Annotated in this window: 13 protein-coding genes; 10 read left to right on the top strand and 3 right to left on the bottom strand. The window is 56.7% G+C overall.

Annotated elements, in window-relative coordinates:
* Positions 1-38: 38 nt before the first annotated feature.
* The 3 genes from phaC to DV711_RS02425 form a co-directional block, all read right to left on the bottom strand.
* Positions 39-1,118: a class III poly(R)-hydroxyalkanoic acid synthase subunit PhaC gene (gene phaC, locus DV711_RS02415; RefSeq protein ID WP_114694048.1), complete on the bottom strand. Its 1,080-nt coding sequence runs from the start codon at positions 1,116-1,118 to the stop codon at positions 39-41.
* The gene (locus tag DV711_RS02420; protein WP_114694049.1) at positions 1,115-2,029 is read right to left on the bottom strand and encodes a poly(R)-hydroxyalkanoic acid synthase subunit PhaE; all 915 of its coding nucleotides are present in this window, start codon (positions 2,027-2,029) and stop codon (positions 1,115-1,117) included. Before DV711_RS02420 ends, phaC begins: the two co-directional genes overlap by 4 nt.
* 72 nt (positions 2,030-2,101) lie before the next feature.
* On the bottom strand, positions 2,102-2,989 hold the full coding sequence (locus DV711_RS02425) for a LysR family transcriptional regulator (protein ID WP_114694050.1): 888 nt from the start codon (positions 2,987-2,989) through the stop codon (positions 2,102-2,104).
* Between the two features lie 194 nt (positions 2,990-3,183).
* Here DV711_RS02425 and leuC point away from each other — a divergent pair, with 194 nt between their 5' ends.
* The 10 genes from leuC to accD all read left to right on the top strand — a co-directional run bounded on the left by leuC (position 3,184) and on the right by accD (position 15,462).
* Entirely contained in the window at positions 3,184-4,608 is a 1,425-nt protein-coding gene (gene leuC, locus DV711_RS02430) for a 3-isopropylmalate dehydratase large subunit (protein WP_114694051.1), read from the top strand.
* A 26-nt stretch (positions 4,609-4,634) separates the two neighbouring features.
* The gene (gene leuD, locus DV711_RS02435; protein WP_114694052.1) at positions 4,635-5,273 is read left to right on the top strand and encodes a 3-isopropylmalate dehydratase small subunit; all 639 of its coding nucleotides are present in this window, start codon (positions 4,635-4,637) and stop codon (positions 5,271-5,273) included.
* 54 nt (positions 5,274-5,327) lie between these two features.
* On the top strand, positions 5,328-6,410 hold the full coding sequence (gene leuB, locus DV711_RS02440) for a 3-isopropylmalate dehydrogenase (protein ID WP_114694053.1): 1,083 nt from the start codon (positions 5,328-5,330) through the stop codon (positions 6,408-6,410).
* A 143-nt stretch (positions 6,411-6,553) separates the two neighbouring features.
* The gene (gene asd, locus DV711_RS02445) at positions 6,554-7,663 is read left to right on the top strand and encodes an aspartate-semialdehyde dehydrogenase (protein ID WP_114694054.1); all 1,110 of its coding nucleotides are present in this window, start codon (positions 6,554-6,556) and stop codon (positions 7,661-7,663) included.
* A gap of 273 nt (positions 7,664-7,936) precedes the next feature.
* Positions 7,937-10,831 (top strand): FimV/HubP family polar landmark protein, encoded by a 2,895-nt coding sequence (locus DV711_RS02450; protein WP_114694055.1) that lies wholly within the window; start codon positions 7,937-7,939, stop codon positions 10,829-10,831.
* Positions 10,831-11,676: a tRNA pseudouridine(38-40) synthase TruA gene (gene truA, locus DV711_RS02455; RefSeq protein WP_114694056.1), complete on the top strand. Its 846-nt coding sequence runs from the start codon at positions 10,831-10,833 to the stop codon at positions 11,674-11,676. Before DV711_RS02450 ends, truA begins: the two co-directional genes overlap by 1 nt.
* An 81-nt stretch (positions 11,677-11,757) precedes the next feature.
* Entirely contained in the window at positions 11,758-12,384 is a 627-nt protein-coding gene (locus DV711_RS02460; protein WP_341537582.1) for a phosphoribosylanthranilate isomerase, read from the top strand.
* Between the two features lie 19 nt (positions 12,385-12,403).
* The gene (trpB, locus tag DV711_RS02465) at positions 12,404-13,588 is read left to right on the top strand and encodes a tryptophan synthase subunit beta (RefSeq protein ID WP_114694893.1); all 1,185 of its coding nucleotides are present in this window, start codon (positions 12,404-12,406) and stop codon (positions 13,586-13,588) included.
* A gap of 27 nt (positions 13,589-13,615) precedes the next feature.
* Positions 13,616-14,419, top strand: coding sequence for a tryptophan synthase subunit alpha (gene trpA / locus DV711_RS02470; RefSeq protein ID WP_114694057.1), 804 nt, complete (start codon positions 13,616-13,618; stop codon positions 14,417-14,419).
* A gap of 119 nt (positions 14,420-14,538) precedes the next feature.
* On the top strand, positions 14,539-15,462 hold the full coding sequence (gene accD, locus DV711_RS02475) for an acetyl-CoA carboxylase, carboxyltransferase subunit beta (RefSeq protein ID WP_114694058.1): 924 nt from the start codon (positions 14,539-14,541) through the stop codon (positions 15,460-15,462).
* Positions 15,463-15,468: the final 6 nt, after the last annotated feature.

Consider the following 15,468-nt stretch of genomic DNA (forward strand, 5'->3'; position numbering starts at 1 on the left):
CGCATCGGATACGGAGGTGGGAGGCTTAACTGCTCGGATCAGCCTTGCTGCTTCATCCAGGTGCTAAGCAGGTCCGGTAGTTGTTGCTGCGCGTGTCTTCCAACAAACACACCGATATGACCGCCGCTCAGCTCGTGCTCTTGATACTGTTGGCTGCCGGTCAGTGACGCCAGCGCACGGGAGGCAGCCGGCGGTACCAGGTGATCACGGGCGGCGAAGATGTTGAGAAGCGGTCCCTGGTAGTTTTTCAGCTCCACCACTTCATCGCCAATCAGAAGGTCGCCATTGACGAAGCGGTTGTGATGGTAAAACTTGTCGACGAATTCGCAGCAGGCCGTGCCGGCCAGATCGGGGCTGTCATTGATCCAGCGCTCCATCCGTAGAAAGTTCTTTGCCGCCTCAGGGTTAGCCAGCTGGGCGGGCATGCTCAACTCTTTTAGCAGCCCCAGGCGCATCGGCATCAGCGCTTTGTAGATCTGGGTCAGCATTCCGCCATCGATATTGCCATTGGCCTGGCGGGCCAATCTGAGATCAACCCGATTGGCCAGATAGCCGAGCAGATTATCGTCGGTGTGAAAGTCCACCGGGGTGACCAGGGTTGTCAAGCTGTGCACCTGTTCCGGGTTGATGGCGCTGTAGCAGAGGCTGAAGGCGCCACCTTGGCAGACACCTAGCAGGTTGGGTCGATCAACACCGGCATGCAGGTTGACCTGTTCGACACAGTTGTCGATATAGCCGTTGATGTAATCGTCCAGATCCAGATAGGCGTCGGTGCTGACCGGATAACCCCAGTCGATCAGATAGACCGGTTGACCCCGGCTGGTCAGGGCCCGGATCAGGGAGCGATCCGGCTGCAGGTCAAGGATATAGGGGCGGTTGACCAGTGCGTAGACGATCAGCAGTGGGCGGCGCTTGCTTTGAACCGGGTTGCCGGACTTGTCGAGGGCCGGGTAGTGGAGCAGTCGCAGTCGGTCTTCGGTGTAGATGCACTGATGTTCGGTCTGACCCACCGCGACCGCATCGAGATGCTGCAGGGTCTGCATGCCCTCGACCAGATTGCTGGCGCGTTGTTGCAGCTCGTCGAGCAGCTGTTCTGGGTTCAGCTTGATCCGGCTCATTGGTCGGCATCACCGTTGGCGGCATCAAGTTGAGTTTGTAGCTGTGTCAGCAGGTGTTGCTGCTCAAAGAGTTGCTGCTCGATCTTGCGTTGGCGACGCTCGGCCTTCTTGTGGGCTTTGCGGAGCTGATGATGCTGTTGCAGTAGCTGATCGTAATCCTGTTGTGGAACCAGTCCGAAGGTGCGGTATTCGTGTTGCCAGTATTCACGGATAAGGCACTGCATCTGCAGCGTGGCGTTGGTCAGCTCGCCATAGATGCTCTGGTAGTCCTGATGCTCAAGCTTTTCCTTGTAGCTAACTTCGTAGCAGTCGACCCAGATCTGATGCAGTGCCGATAAGCTTTCGGGTGGCTCGACGGCGTTCTTGAGCTGTTCGATCATCCGGTCGGTGGTCTGCTGGTTGATCAGGTGGTGCTGTTCGATATACAGCCGCAGCGCGTCCTGGAAACGGGTCAGTCCCTGCAGCAGCTGTGCGGCCTGTTGTTGCTGTCGTTCGGCGTTGCGGTTGAGCCTGTCGTGCAGAAACGGAAAGCTGCTGAACTGTTGCGGCGACAGCCCCATCTGCTGCAGCAGCTGTTGAAGCGGTGCGGGCAGTTGGGTTTGTTGGTAAAAAGCGCCGTCGGCTTGAGTCTGCAGATGGGCGCTGAGCGCCTTGACCATCTGCTCCAGATTATCCGGTTGGTTGCTCTGCTGGAGCGATTGCAGCAGCCGTTCACCGTAGTCACTGAAACCCTTGGCTTGGCGGATCATCGCTTCGGTCAGCTCGGCGCTCTGGCCATTGAGTTGGCGGCCCTGCTCGAACAGCGTCTGCCAGTCAGCGGCCGGTTGCGGCTCATCACCCAGCAAACTGCGCCAATGAGCTTGCTGCTGCTCCAGCCATTGGTTGAGTTGGTCCAGGTTGCTCGGGTTCACTGATGGCTCCGACGACGGGTGCTGGTTAATTCTTCAATGTTACCGGGCAAGCCGGTGATATCAAAACCTTAATTAACTGCTGCGATGATTCTGACTATGTTGATTGAGGGTTTTGATAAAGGCTTCGGCGGCATTGGAAAGGGTCCGATCGCGGTGATAAATCAGGCCGAGCGGCCGCCGGATCTGGTCGTCGGTCAATGCCAGACGATGCAGCTGAGGATCAAGCAGGGTCTCGGGCAGCAGGCTCCAACCCAGACCGATACTGACCATCATTCGGATGGTGTCGAGGTTGTTGGTGGAGATCCCCAGTTGTAGCTGGAGTTGCTGTTCGGCAAAACGCTGTTCGACCAGCGCGCGAGTGAAGGTGTTGTGGCTGGGCAGAATCGCGCGGTGGTTTGTTAGGTCCTGCAAGGATATCGCTGCCATTGACGCTAACGGATGGTCGGCAGCGCAACAATAGCAGAGCTCGTCTTCCCAGTTGGTGGAGGCGCAGATTTTCGGATCCGGGTCGGGGGCCAGGGTGATGACGGCTAGCTCGACCTCGCCGCTCAGGACCGCATCGTAAGCGACCTCGGATTCTAGGAAGCGAAGGTCCAGTTCGACTTCGGCGTGGCGTCGGTGGAACGAGCGTAATACCGGCGGCAGTCGGTGCAGGCTGATGTGGTGGCTAGTGGCTAGCGAGAGCTTGCCATCAATCCGTCCGTCACGGTTCGACAACAGTCGGCGAGTATCTTCCAGCTCCAATAAAATGGAACGTGCACGGGGCAGCAACAGGCGGCCGGGTTCGGTCAGGCTGACTTTTCGACCGATGCGATCGAACAGGCGGCAGCCGAGTTGCTGCTCCAGGTTGGCGATCCGTTTACTGATCGCCGGCTGGGTCAAAAATAGCCGTTCAGCCGCAACCGAAAAGGACTCATCTTCGGCCACGCTGACAAAGGCTTTGAGGCTGTGGGCGTCCATTTGAGTAGCATTCCTTTCTGGAATGAATTGAATAGAAAAAATGAATTTGTGTTATTTATAAGCGGCTTTTACCATGGCTGCAAATAAACGCGCGTTGTAGGGTTTTTTAACCGCCAGATGCGCGATGAATAAGACCGAATCAGTCGGCCGAGATGACTTCGGGATGACTGTGAGATGAGAATAGGAGGCCCACCATGGCGGGTAAGACGCTTTATGACAAACTCTGGGATGATCATTTGGTTCGTCAGCAGGAAGACGGTAGTGCGCTGATCTATATCGATCGCCAGCTGCTGCACGAGGTGACTTCACCTCAGGCATTCGAAGGTCTGCGTCTGGCCGGGCGTCAGCCCTGGCGTCTGGATGCCAACCTGGCGACGCCGGATCACAACGTTCCGACCACCGTGGCCGAGCGTAAGATCGGTGTCGACGGTATCGAGGATCCAGTCTCCAAGATTCAGGTCACTACGTTGGACAGCAACTGCGACGAGTTCGGCATCACCGAGTTCAAGATGCAGGATATCCGTCAGGGGATCGTCCACGTGGTCGGCCCGGAGCAGGGAGCAACCTTGCCGGGTATGACCGTGGTCTGTGGTGATTCCCATACTGCGACCCATGGTGCCTTCGGGGCCCTGGCCCACGGTATCGGCACCTCCGAGGTTGAGCACGTACTGGCCACCCAGTGCCTGATCGCCAAAAAGATGAAGAACATGCTGGTTCGGGTCGATGGTCAGCTTGGTAAAGGTGTGACCGCTAAAGACGTCGTGCTGGCGATCATCGGCAAGATCGGTACCGCCGGCGGCACCGGTTGTGCGATCGAGTTCGGCGGCGAAGCGATTCAGAGCCTGTCGATGGAAGGCCGGATGACCGTCTGTAACATGGCGATCGAAGCCGGTGCCCGTGTCGGCCTGGTGGCGGTCGATCAGAACACTATCGATTATGTTGAAGGCCGTCCGTTCGCCCCCAAGGGCGCGGATTGGGATAAGGCGGTTGAGGCCTGGAAGCAGCTGCACAGTGATGCCGATGCGCAGTTCGACGAAGTCGTCGTGCTTAATGGCGCCGAAATCGAACCTCAGGTGACCTGGGGAACCTCGCCGGAGATGGTGGTTGGCGTTGCGGCCCAGGTGCCGGACCCGGCCCAAGAGTCCGATCCGGTCAAGCAGCAGGGTATCGAGCGTGCGCTGGAATATATGGGGCTGAACGCTAATCAGGCGATCACCGATATCCAGCTGGACCGGGTCTTTATCGGTTCATGCACCAACTCGCGGATCGAAGATCTGCGCGAGGCGGCCGAAGTGGTCAAAGGCCGCAAGGTGGCTGCCAGCCTGAAGCAGGCGCTGGTGGTACCGGGTTCTGGTCTGGTCAAGCAGCAGGCCGAACAGGAAGGCCTGGATAAGATCTTTGTCGAGGCGGGGCTGGAGTGGCGTGAGCCCGGATGTTCCATGTGTCTGGCGATGAATGCCGACAAGCTGGGCCAGGGGGAACACTGTGCTTCCACCTCGAACCGTAATTTTGAAGGCCGCCAGGGCTTTGGCGGTCGTACCCATCTGGTCAGCCCGGCGATGGCCGCGGCGGCAGCAGTGGCCGGGCACTTCGTTGATGTGCGCGAGATGCTGGACTAATCGGAAGCTGGGGGGAGAAAACTAACATGCAGAAATTTACACAACATCAGGGCATTGCTGCCCCGCTCGATCGGGCCAATATCGATACCGATATGATTATCCCGAAGCAGTTCCTGAAATCGATCAAGCGTTCCGGCTTTGGGCCGAACCTGTTTGATGAGCTGCGCTATCTGGACGAAGGCAAGCCCGACCAGGATTGCAGCGGTCGTCCGTTGAACCCGGACTTTGTCCTGAACCAGGCGCGCTATCAGGGCTGTTCGATCTTGTTGGCCCGTGAAAACTTCGGTTGTGGTTCCAGCCGCGAGCACGCCCCTTGGGCGCTGGATGATTTCGGGATTCGCGCGGTGATCGCGCCGAGCTTTGCCGACATCTTCTTTAACAACTGCTTCAAGAACGGCTTGTTGCCGATCGTGCTGCCGGAAGAGCAGGTCGATGCGCTGTTCAAAGAAGTGGAAGCCAACGAGGGTGCGACCCTGCAGATCGATCTGGAGCGTCAGGTGGTGATCCGTGCAAATGGTGAGGAGCTGGCGTTTGAAATTGATGAGTTCCGCAAGCACTGTCTGCTCAATGGTCTGGACGATATCGGTTTGACCCTGCAGCATGCGGATTCGATTCGTGACTATGAAGCCAAGCGCAAGCAGCAAGCGCCTTGGTTGTTTGGTTGATCAATAGATTGATTGGTTAATTCAGCCGTTGTTGCGTACTAAGGAGAACAACGAATGACAAAGAAGATTTTGATCCTGCCCGGTGATGGCATCGGGCCGGAGATCGTCAGCGAAGCGGTTGCTGTGCTGGAAGAGATCAAGGATAAGCTGGGGCTGGCGTTCGAGCTGGACGAAGCGCTGCTCGGCGGTTCTGCAATCGATGCGACCGGTGTGCCGCTGCCCGATGAAACCTTGGAAAAGGCCAAATCCAGCGATGCGATCCTGCTGGGCGCGGTCGGTGGTCCGAAGTGGGACGAGCTGGATACCGCGATCCGTCCGGAGAAAGGGCTGTTGGGAATTCGTTCGCAGCTGGATCTGTTCGGCAATCTGCGCCCGGCAATCCTGTACCCGCAGTTGGCCGATGCCTCATCACTGAAGCCGGAGATCGTTGCCGGTCTGGATATTCTGATCGTGCGCGAGCTGACCGGTGGCATCTACTTCGGGCAACCCCGTGGCGTACGTACGCTGGAGAACGGTGAGCGCGAAGGCTACAACACCTACGTCTACAGCGAATCCGAGATCCGTCGTATCGCCAAGGTCGCATTTGAGTCGGCCCAGAAGCGTGGTAAAAAAGTCTGCTCGGTCGACAAGGCCAACGTGCTGGAAGTCACCGTGCTCTGGCGCGAGATTCTCGATGAGGTGGCCAAAGACTATCCGGATGTCGAATTGAGCCACATGTATGTCGATAATGCCGCAATGCAGCTGGTTCGGGCGCCGAAACAGTTCGATGTGATGGTTACCGGCAACATGTTCGGTGATATCCTATCGGATGCGGCGGCGATGCTGACCGGTTCCATCGGTATGCTGCCGTCGGCGTCGCTGAATGAAAGTGGTCAGGGCATGTATGAGCCTTGTCACGGTTCTGCGCCGGATATTGCCGGTCAGGGTATCGCCAATCCGTTGGCCACGATCCTGTCGGCGGCGATGATGCTGCGTTATTCACTGGCTGAAGTGGAAGCGGCAGATTTGATTGAAAAGGCGGTCAGTAACGTCCTTGATCAGGGACTGCGTACTGCCGATATTTATTCCGATGGAATGCAGAAGGTTTCAACCCGTGAAATGGGTGAGGCCGTGGTTGCCGCTTTGCGGGCCCTGTAATCACCATCATTGACGCCTATATCTGACGAGTAGGCGTCGGGAATTATCTGCGTTGGCAGATACAGATCGGGTGCTCGGCTGGAGTGCCCGAATTTTTGTTAGTTTGCGTTCTTGATTGGGCGCATGAAGAGAGATGAAACACCATGATGCGTGTAGGTTTTGTTGGCTGGCGGGGTATGGTTGGTTCCGTACTGATGCAGCGTATGCAAGAGGAGCGGGATTTCGATCTGATCGATCCTGTGTTCTTTACCACTTCCCAGGTAGGCCAGAACGGCCCGACCATTGGCAAAGAGATTCCGACGCTTAAAGACGCTACCGACATTACCGAGCTGGCAGCCATGGACGTCATCATCTCCTGTCAGGGCGGTGACTACACCAAGGCTGTCTATCCGGGTCTGCGTGAATCCGGCTGGAAGGGCCACTGGATCGATGCGGCTTCTTCGCTGCGGATGGTCGACGAGAGTGTGATCGTGCTGGATCCGGTTAACGGACAACAGATCCGCGACAAGCTGGCCAACGGCGGCAACCTATGGGTTGGCGGCAACTGCACCGTCAGCTTGATGCTGATGGGTCTGGGTGGTCTGTTTGAGGCTGGCCTGGTCGAGTGGTTGTCTTCGATGACCTATCAGGCGGCATCCGGCGGCGGCGCCAAGCACATGCGTGAGCTAGTCAATCAGATGGGGCAGATCAACGCAGCCGTGGCTGACAAGTTGGCTGATCCGGCCAGTGCGATCCTGGATATTGATCGCGATGTGGCGGCGATGATCCGTAGCGACGAGCTGAGCACCGATAACTTTGGCGTTCCGTTGGCCGGTAGTCTGATCCCGTGGATCGATACCCAGCTGGAAAACGGCCAGAGCCGTGAAGAGTGGAAAGGCCAGGCTGAAACCAACAAGATCCTTGGTGTCGACAAACTGATTCCGGTCGACGGTACCTGTGTCCGTATCGGTTCCATGCGTTGTCACTCGCAAGCTTTCACCATCAAGCTGACCAAGGATGTGCCAGTCGACGAGATTGAGCAGATGCTGGCCGAGCATAACGATTGGGTCAAGGTCGTCCCGAATGATCGCGATCAGACCATGCGCGATCTGACTCCGGCGGCTATTACCGGCACCATGACTGTGCCTGTAGGTCGTCTGCGGAAGCTGAATATGGGCCCAGAGTACCTTAATGCCTTCTCAGTAGGTGATCAGCTGTTATGGGGTGCGGCGGAACCGCTGCGCCGTATGCTGCGCATCATTCTCGAGGGCTAAGTCTCTCGGTATTGCAAACGGCCGCTTTATAACAGCGGCCGTTTTTTTATGCATTTTATTTGCGTCTTGGATGATATTTGACCAAAGGTTTGATCTTGGTTGCCGATAGGGTGTTGTAATACGGCGACTTTGATTGATTCAAAAGGGTGTTTGACTAATACTCTTAAACCAATCAGCTTGATCATTGGATTAGCCGGGGTAGTAATGCTGGCGGCGCCTGAAGTTTAGTTGTTTTGTTCGGCCGGATATCTCGGAGTTAGGGGAAGGATAATTATGTTGCGTAAATGCGCGATCAGTCTTGCGGTAATCGGCGCACTGAGTGCGACCCAGGCAAACGCTTTGGGACTCGGTGAGGTCAAGGTCAGTTCGGCGCTGAATCAGCCCCTCAAAGCTGAGATTGATCTGCTCCAGTTGCGTGGTCTCAATGCCTCACAAATTATTACTGGCTTGGCAGATGCCGATGACTTCTTTCTTGCCGGTGTTAAACCCTCAGCGGTTCTATCCGATCTTAACTTTAAGCTCGATATCAAGGGCGGCCAGGGCCGAATTATCCTGACCTCCAACGAGCCGATTCGCGAACCCTTTCTGAATTTCCTGATTGAAGTGAACTGGCCCAGTGGCCGGTTGGTGCGTGAATATACCGTGTTGCTGGATCCGCCGGTTTTTACAGCTGGGGACCTGGCTCCCCGTAATCAGCCAGTTGCACCGGTATCCCAGCCCAAGCCGATGGCCAAGGCCGTTCAGCAAGGGCAGGCAGTCAAGCCTGCGTCCACAGCTCCGGCCGCGGCGATGACCGCTGGGCCTGGAACCTATTACGTCAAGACCGACGATACCCTGTGGCAGATCGCCCTTCGTACCCGGCCTGACAGAAGTATCTCGCCGCAACAGATGATGATGGCGATTCAACGCGCCAACCCTGATGCCTTCTACAACAACAACATCAACCGGCTGAAGTCCGGTGTGGTGCTTGAAATTCCAGGGAAGCAAGAGATTCTTGGAGTCGGCCATAGCGAGTCGATGAAAGAGGTTAAGCGCCAGAACACCAACTGGAAAGGGGAGCCTGCCAGTGCGGCTGAGCCCGAGGCGGAAAAGCTTGACGCCGCTAAGCAGGAGATGGCTTCCGGTGGCAAGTCCAATGAAGAGGATGCTCAGCTTCGAATTGTCAGTAAGCCGGTAGAGGAAAGCTCGGAACCGAAGGAAGCGATGGAGGAGCCGGTGGCTACCGCCAGCTCCGAAACCGAAACGGATCCGGAGCAGAGCGCAGATCAGAATCTGGCTGAAGAGCTGGCGGCGAAAAATGAAGAGCTGGAAGAACAGCTGGTTGTCACTCTTGAGGGGCTAGAGAAGGTCGAGCGTGACAATACCGAGATGTTTGATCGGCTCGACAATTTGACCCAGCAGATGGAGTTGATGCAGCGCGAGATCGAGCTGAAAAATCAGCAGCTGGCTGAACTGCAGCGTAATTTGGCCCAAAAGCAGGCCCAGCAGGCGCCCGTTGCACCTGCACCAGCGCCCAGCGCCGGATCCGATCTGCCGCTGCCGCTGAGTTGGATCGCCGGTATCGGTGCCGGTGTCTTGGCGCTGCTGGGTGGTTTGCTGGTCTTTATGCGCAAGCGGCGCGAAGACCAGGACGTTGAAGAGGCGCTCGTCGTCCTTAACGAACAGGAAGCAATGCAGCAGTTGGCCGAAGAGCAAGCTGCTGGTGCAGAAACTTCGGTTGAGGCTGCCGTTGAAGCTGCTGCGTCGGATGCCGTCGATCAGGTATCGTTGGACGACAGCGAGCTTGATCAACTGGAAACGACAGAAGATCCGAACGATCCCTTCAATATGGCCGCTGGCGATGGCCTGGCGGATGATTTGGATACGGTCTCCACCGAAGAGCTAGATAACGTGCTTGGTGACGACCTGGATCTGGATATGGATCTGAAGCTCGACGAGCCGATCGAAGAAGATCCAGAGATGGCCGCTTTCTCCAATTCGCTGCTGGACGATGACGAATACGACCTGTCCACCGGCATGGATGAAGATGAACCGTCGGTTGGCGACTCTTCCGAGACTGAGTCTGCACCGGAGAGCATTGACGATATCGATACTGACCTGGATGCCCTGTTGGGTGAGGGTGATGAGGGTATCGATTTCGGTGAGCTGGATATGGATCAAGAGCCGGTCGGCGCCGATGACGAGTTGGCATCACTGGCTGAGCCGGAAGAGTTTGACGTCGAGCTGCCGGAGTCTGCTGTCGAAGCGACCGATACACTGGCCCCGCTGGAGTCTTCCAGCGAGCTGGATGATCTTTTGGGTGACGATGATGCGGAGCTGCCCACCTTTGACTCCGATGATCTGGACGAGCTTGAGGTCAAGCCGGTAAACGACCAGGTTGATCTGGTCGGCGACGAAGAGGATGAGATCCTCGACGATGACACCCTTGATGCGCTGTTGGGGCAGGCTGACACCGGTGATGATGCCGATGAGCCTGGGGCGCCAAAGCTTGAGGCTGAAGCTACCCAGCTGGATGATGAGCTGGACTTTGACTCGATCGGTGAACTGGATGAAGTTGAGCTTGGCGGAACTTCCGTGGAAACCGATCCAGAAGAAGTTCAGCTGGAGACGCTGCAGGTGGACGATCTGCCGGATCAGCAGATGGAGATTGACGAGCAGCTCGGCGAAGAGGCGTCTGAGTTTGAGTTCGAAAACGACTCGACCGTCGAATCTGCATTGGAGCTGGCCGATACCGATCCGGATGCTGATGATCTGGACTTGGATTTTGAAGATCAGACTGATGATGGCTTGAGCCTCGATGTTGATGAACCGGCCAAAGTTCCGGCTGATCTTGGAGAGCCTGAGACCGAGGTGGCGCTTTCCACGCTGACACTGGAGGACGACCTGGATGAGGCCGGCGAAGCCGAATTGGAGGCGGAGCTTGAGCAGATGCTGGAGTCTGAAGACAATGCGGTTGCGTTGCAGGAGACCGAGCTGGACAGCGAATCGACTGAAATCAACTACCTCGATGAGGCCGATGAGGTCGGTACCAAGCTTGACCTGGCTCGCGCCTATATCGATATGGACGATACTGATGGCGCTCGCGATATCCTTCAGGAAGTGGTGAGCGAAGGTAGCGCCGAGCAGGCTGCCGAAGCGCAGAAATTGTTGGAGAATCTAAGCACCTGATGAGTAAGTTGCTTGACCCAGAGGCGGCCGTTGAGCCGCCTCTTTTTCGTTATGCCCTCTGTGTTGAGTACGATGGCAGTGGTTATCACGGCTGGCAAAGTCAGCCCGGTGATGTCAAAAGCGTTCAAGGCTGTGTCGAGAAAGGTCTGTCGAAGGTCGCCAATGAGCCGGTCAAGGTCATCTGTGCAGGACGTACCGATGCCGGTGTTCACGGTTGCTATCAGATCATTCATTTTGACACCCATGCGGTACGTGATGAGCGGGCCTGGGTATTGGGTACCAATACCAACATGCCTTACGACATCAATATTCGTTGGGCTAAGCAGGTTTCCGACAGCTTTCATGCGCGCTTCTCCGCCCTGGAGCGACGCTACCGTTATGTCATCTACAATGCGCCGGTGATGCCGGCGCTGCTTAATCGTCAGCTGAGCTGGACCCACAAGCCTCTGGATGTAGAGAGGATGCAGCGGGCTGGGGATTTTCTAATCGGCGAGCATGATTTCAACGCCTACCGGGCGGTTGGTTGCCAGGCCCACAGTCCAGTGCGAGAGGTTCGACAGCTGGATGTATCTCGCCATGGGCAGTTGATTGTCATCGATGTACGGGCTAATGCTTTTCTGCATCATATGATTCGTAATATTGCCGGGGTGTTGATGAAGATCGGTTCGGGTGAGGCTGAGCCGGAGTGGGCAAGAGAGGTGCTTGAGAGCCGGGATCGACGCCAGGGTGGAGTGACCGCACCGCCTTTTGGTCTCTATTTTGTTGATGCTAAGTACCCGGAAGAGCATCAATTGCCAGCGTCGGAGCTGGGGCCGTTGTTTTTGCCCCAATTGGGGGCGGTATAAGTCCAAAGCGTGGGCTGGCGCGGTTCCCTTAGTAACAGCCCATCTGATACTATTTCCGCTTTGTTGTTGGGAAGGATCATCGTGAGAACCCGGATCAAAATTTGCGGTCTTACAGAGGCCGACAATGCTCTGCGGGTTGCTGCGCTTGGGGCCGATACCATCGGTCTGGTGTTTTATCCTCCCAGTCCCCGTGCAGTGAGTATCGAGCAGGCCCAGCAGATATGTCGGGCACTGCCGCCATTTGTCACGGTGACGGCGCTGTTTGTCGATGAGACACCCGAGCGTGTTAACCAGATAATCCAGCAGGTACCGATTGATCTGTTGCAGTTCCATGGTGACGAATCACCGTCGTACTGCCGGCAATTCAACAAACCCTATATCAAAGCGGTAAGGGTTCGACCGGGGCTTGATCTGCTCGAGTTGGCGAACCAATACCTCAGTAGCCAAGGGCTGCTGCTCGATGCCTATAAGCCGGGCGTGCCCGGTGGTACGGGGGAAAGCTTTGATTGGCAGTTGATCACACCGGGGTTACCACTGCCGGTGATACTGGCCGGTGGATTAGATCCGAATAATGTGGCCGATGCGGTAAGCCGTGTCAGTCCCTATGCCGTCGATGTCAGCGGTGGGGTGGAAGCCTCGAAGGGCATTAAAGATATTGAATTAGTTGAACGTTTTATTGAAGAGGTGGCTCGTGCCGACAGAAGTTGATACCCAGGCATTGCTGGCTATGCCCGATGCGCTGGGACATTTTGGTCCTTACGGTGGCCGGTTTGCATCCGAAACCCTGGTCAGCGCCCTTGAAGATTTGACCGAACTGTACGAAAAACTCTGGCAAAGCCCCGAATTCCAGCAGGCCTTCGATAAGGACCTGGCGCACTACGTAGGTCGACCGTCGCCGCTTTATCATGCCGAGCGACTCAGCCGCGAGCTGGGTGGTGCGCAGATCTATCTGAAGCGTGAAGACCTGAACCATACCGGTGCCCACAAGGTGAACAACACCATCGGTCAGGCGCTGCTGGCCAAGTACATGGGTAAGCCGCGGGTTATTGCCGAGACAGGTGCCGGTCAGCATGGCGTGGCATCCGCCACAGTGGCGGCTCGGTTGGGGCTTGAGTGCGTGGTTTACATGGGCTCGGAAGACGTCCGCCGTCAGGCATTGAACGTTTATCGGATGAAGCTGCTTGGTGCCAAGGTGGTGGCGGTTGAGTCCGGTACCAAGACCTTGAAGGATGCGATGAACGAGGCAATGCGCGACTGGGTTACCAACGTCGACAATACCTTCTACATCATCGGAACCGCCGCAGGGCCGCATCCGTACCCGAAACTGGTTCGTGATTTCCAGTGCGTAATCGGTCGTGAAGCTCGTGCCCAGTGTCTGGAGCAAGCCGGCAAACTACCCGATGCGCTGATTGCCTGCGTTGGTGGTGGTTCCAATGCCATCGGGCTGTTCCATCCGTTTATTCCCGACACCGAAGTGAAAATGATCGGCGTTGAGGCCGGTGGTTACGGTGTCGAAACCGGTCAGCATGCGGCGCCTCTGTGTGCCGGTCGTCCCGGTGTGTTGCATGGCAACCGTACCTACCTGATGGAAGATGAGGCCGGACAGATCGCCGGAACCCATTCGGTTTCCGCCGGCCTGGATTATCCGGGGGTTGGTCCAGAGCACTCCTGGCTGAAAGACTGTGGCCGGGCGGAGTATGTGGCGATTAATGACGACGAAGCGCTGGACGCCTTCCGCACCCTGACCAAGGTTGAGGGGATCATGCCGGCGTTGGAGTCCAGTCACGCGATTGCCCAGGCGATCAAGCTGGCCCCGACCATGTCGACCGACCAAGTACTGCTGGTTAATCTTTCGGGTCGCGGGGATAAAGATATCCATACCGTGGCTGAAATTGACGGCATCGAAGTATAAGCGCAACGCATTCAGATTGAGGTTCCAATGAGTCGTATTCAACAGTGTCTGCAAAGTCTGAAGCAGCAGGGACGTAAAGCGCTGATCCCCTACGTGACCGCCGGTGATCCTGAACCGGGTGTCACGGTTGGGTTGATGCACGCGATGGTCGAAGCCGGTGCCGATATTATCGAACTGGGTATTCCGTTTTCCGATCCGATGGCCGATGGGCCGGTGATCCAGCTGGCTTGCGAGCGGGCGCTGGTTCACGGCACTCGGTTGGTCGATGTGCTGGAGATGGTCAAAACCTTCCGTCAGCAGGACAACCAGACTCCGGTTGTTTTGATGGGTTACCTGAACCCGATCGAAGCGATCGGCTACGATAACTTCCTGGCCCAGGCCAGTGAGGCCGGCGTCGATGGTGTTCTGACGGTTGATCTACCGCCGGAGGAAGCCGATAGCTTCTGTGAGGGGCTCAAGGCCAAAGGGATGGATGCCATCTTCCTGATCGCTCCGACCACCACGGATGAGCGGATCAAACGAATCTGTGCCGCCGGCAGTGGTTATGTCTACTACGTGTCGGTCAAGGGCGTTACCGGCTCCAGTGCGTTGGATGTCGACGCCGTCGCCAGCAATGTCGACAGGATCCGTCAATACACATCGCTGCCGGTGGGCGTAGGTTTCGGTATCCGCGATGCCGAGTCGGCCGCCGCCGTGGCTAAAGTGGCCGATGGTGCGATCGTCGGTAGTGTACTGGTGAACAAAATTGCCGAGCTGCAGCAGCAGTCCGATCAGATTCCGGCAGCTGTCGCCGAAATTCTGGCGTCTATGCGCAGTGCGATGGACCAATAAGCGGGTTACCGCTTCGGTCGGGTTGATTACCAACCCTATTTACAACGAATTATCTTTGATACGAACTGCAGCGGTTCATTGTTGATTAGCGATGTTCCGTCGAAAAGAGTGAAGCCGAGATGAGCAACTGGCTAGAGAAAATCGTTCCGTCCCTTGGGCGTTCCCAATCGCGCAAGAAAAGTGATATTCCGGAAGGGCTGTGGAAGAAGTGTCCCAAATGTACCGCCGTCCTGTACCGTCCCGAATTGGATAAAAACCTCAACGTCTGCCCCAAGTGTGATCACCATATGCGCCTTGGTGCTCGCCAGCGTCTGGAGTGGTTTCTTGATGAAGAGGGGCGTATCGAGATCGGCACCGATGTTGAGCCGGTAGATCGCCTCAAGTTTAAGGACTCCAAGAAGTACAAGGATCGCCTGAGCTCTGCCCAGAAGCAGACCGGTGAGAAAGATGCGCTGATCGCCATGAAGGGCCAGCTCAACGGCCAGGATGTGGTTGCTGTCGCGTTCGAATTCTCCTTCCTGGGCGGCTCGATGGGGGCCGTGGTAGGCGAGCGTTTTGTACGGGCGGTGAATGTCAGTCTTGAGCAGCGTATCCCGCTGGTCTGCTTCGCCGCCAGTGGTGGTGCCCGGATGCAGGAGGCACTGTTCTCTTTGATGCAGATGGCCAAGACGTCGGCGGCACTGGAGAAACTCAAGGCCGAGGGTATTCCGTATATCTCGGTACTGACCGATCCGGTATTCGGTGGTGTTTCCGCGTCACTGGCGATGCTGGGTGACCTCAACGTTGCTGAACCGAACGCGCTGATCGGCTTCGCCGGTCCTCGAGTCATCGAGCAAACCGTGCGTGAAAAACTGCCGGAAGGTTTCCAGCGCAGTGAGTTTCTGCTGGAGCACGGTGCGGTTGATATGATTATCAGGCGTAGCGAAATGCGCGCCAAGCTCGGGTCGATCCTGGCCAAGCTGACCCATCAGCCGGCCGTTGAACCGGCAGAGCCGGTTGAGCCTGAGGCCAGTGCTGAAGTGACTGAACCTGAGGCGGACTGATCCCCT

Origin of the sequence: Motiliproteus coralliicola, from assembly GCF_003345655.1 — a bacterium.
Classification (GTDB): domain Bacteria; phylum Pseudomonadota; class Gammaproteobacteria; order Pseudomonadales; family Balneatricaceae; genus Motiliproteus; species Motiliproteus coralliicola.

Excerpts from the sequence above, each read along its gene's own strand:
- phaC (WP_114694048.1), bottom strand. The coding sequence starts at position 1,118 with ATGAGCCGGATCAAGCTGAACCCAGAACAGCTGCTCGACGAGCTGCAA.
- DV711_RS02425 (WP_114694050.1), bottom strand. The coding sequence starts at position 2,989 with ATGGACGCCCACAGCCTCAAAGCCTTTGTCAGCGTGGCCGAAGATGAG.
- leuC (WP_114694051.1), top strand. The coding sequence starts at position 3,184 with ATGGCGGGTAAGACGCTTTATGACAAACTCTGGGATGATCATTTGGTT.
- leuD (WP_114694052.1), top strand. The coding sequence starts at position 4,635 with ATGCAGAAATTTACACAACATCAGGGCATTGCTGCCCCGCTCGATCGG.
- leuB (WP_114694053.1), top strand. The coding sequence starts at position 5,328 with ATGACAAAGAAGATTTTGATCCTGCCCGGTGATGGCATCGGGCCGGAG.
- asd (WP_114694054.1), top strand. The coding sequence starts at position 6,554 with ATGATGCGTGTAGGTTTTGTTGGCTGGCGGGGTATGGTTGGTTCCGTA.
- DV711_RS02450 (WP_114694055.1), top strand. The coding sequence starts at position 7,937 with ATGTTGCGTAAATGCGCGATCAGTCTTGCGGTAATCGGCGCACTGAGT.
- truA (WP_114694056.1), top strand. The coding sequence starts at position 10,831 with ATGAGTAAGTTGCTTGACCCAGAGGCGGCCGTTGAGCCGCCTCTTTTT.
- trpB (WP_114694893.1), top strand. The coding sequence starts at position 12,404 with ATGCCCGATGCGCTGGGACATTTTGGTCCTTACGGTGGCCGGTTTGCA.
- trpA (WP_114694057.1), top strand. The coding sequence starts at position 13,616 with ATGAGTCGTATTCAACAGTGTCTGCAAAGTCTGAAGCAGCAGGGACGT.
- accD (WP_114694058.1), top strand. The coding sequence starts at position 14,539 with ATGAGCAACTGGCTAGAGAAAATCGTTCCGTCCCTTGGGCGTTCCCAA.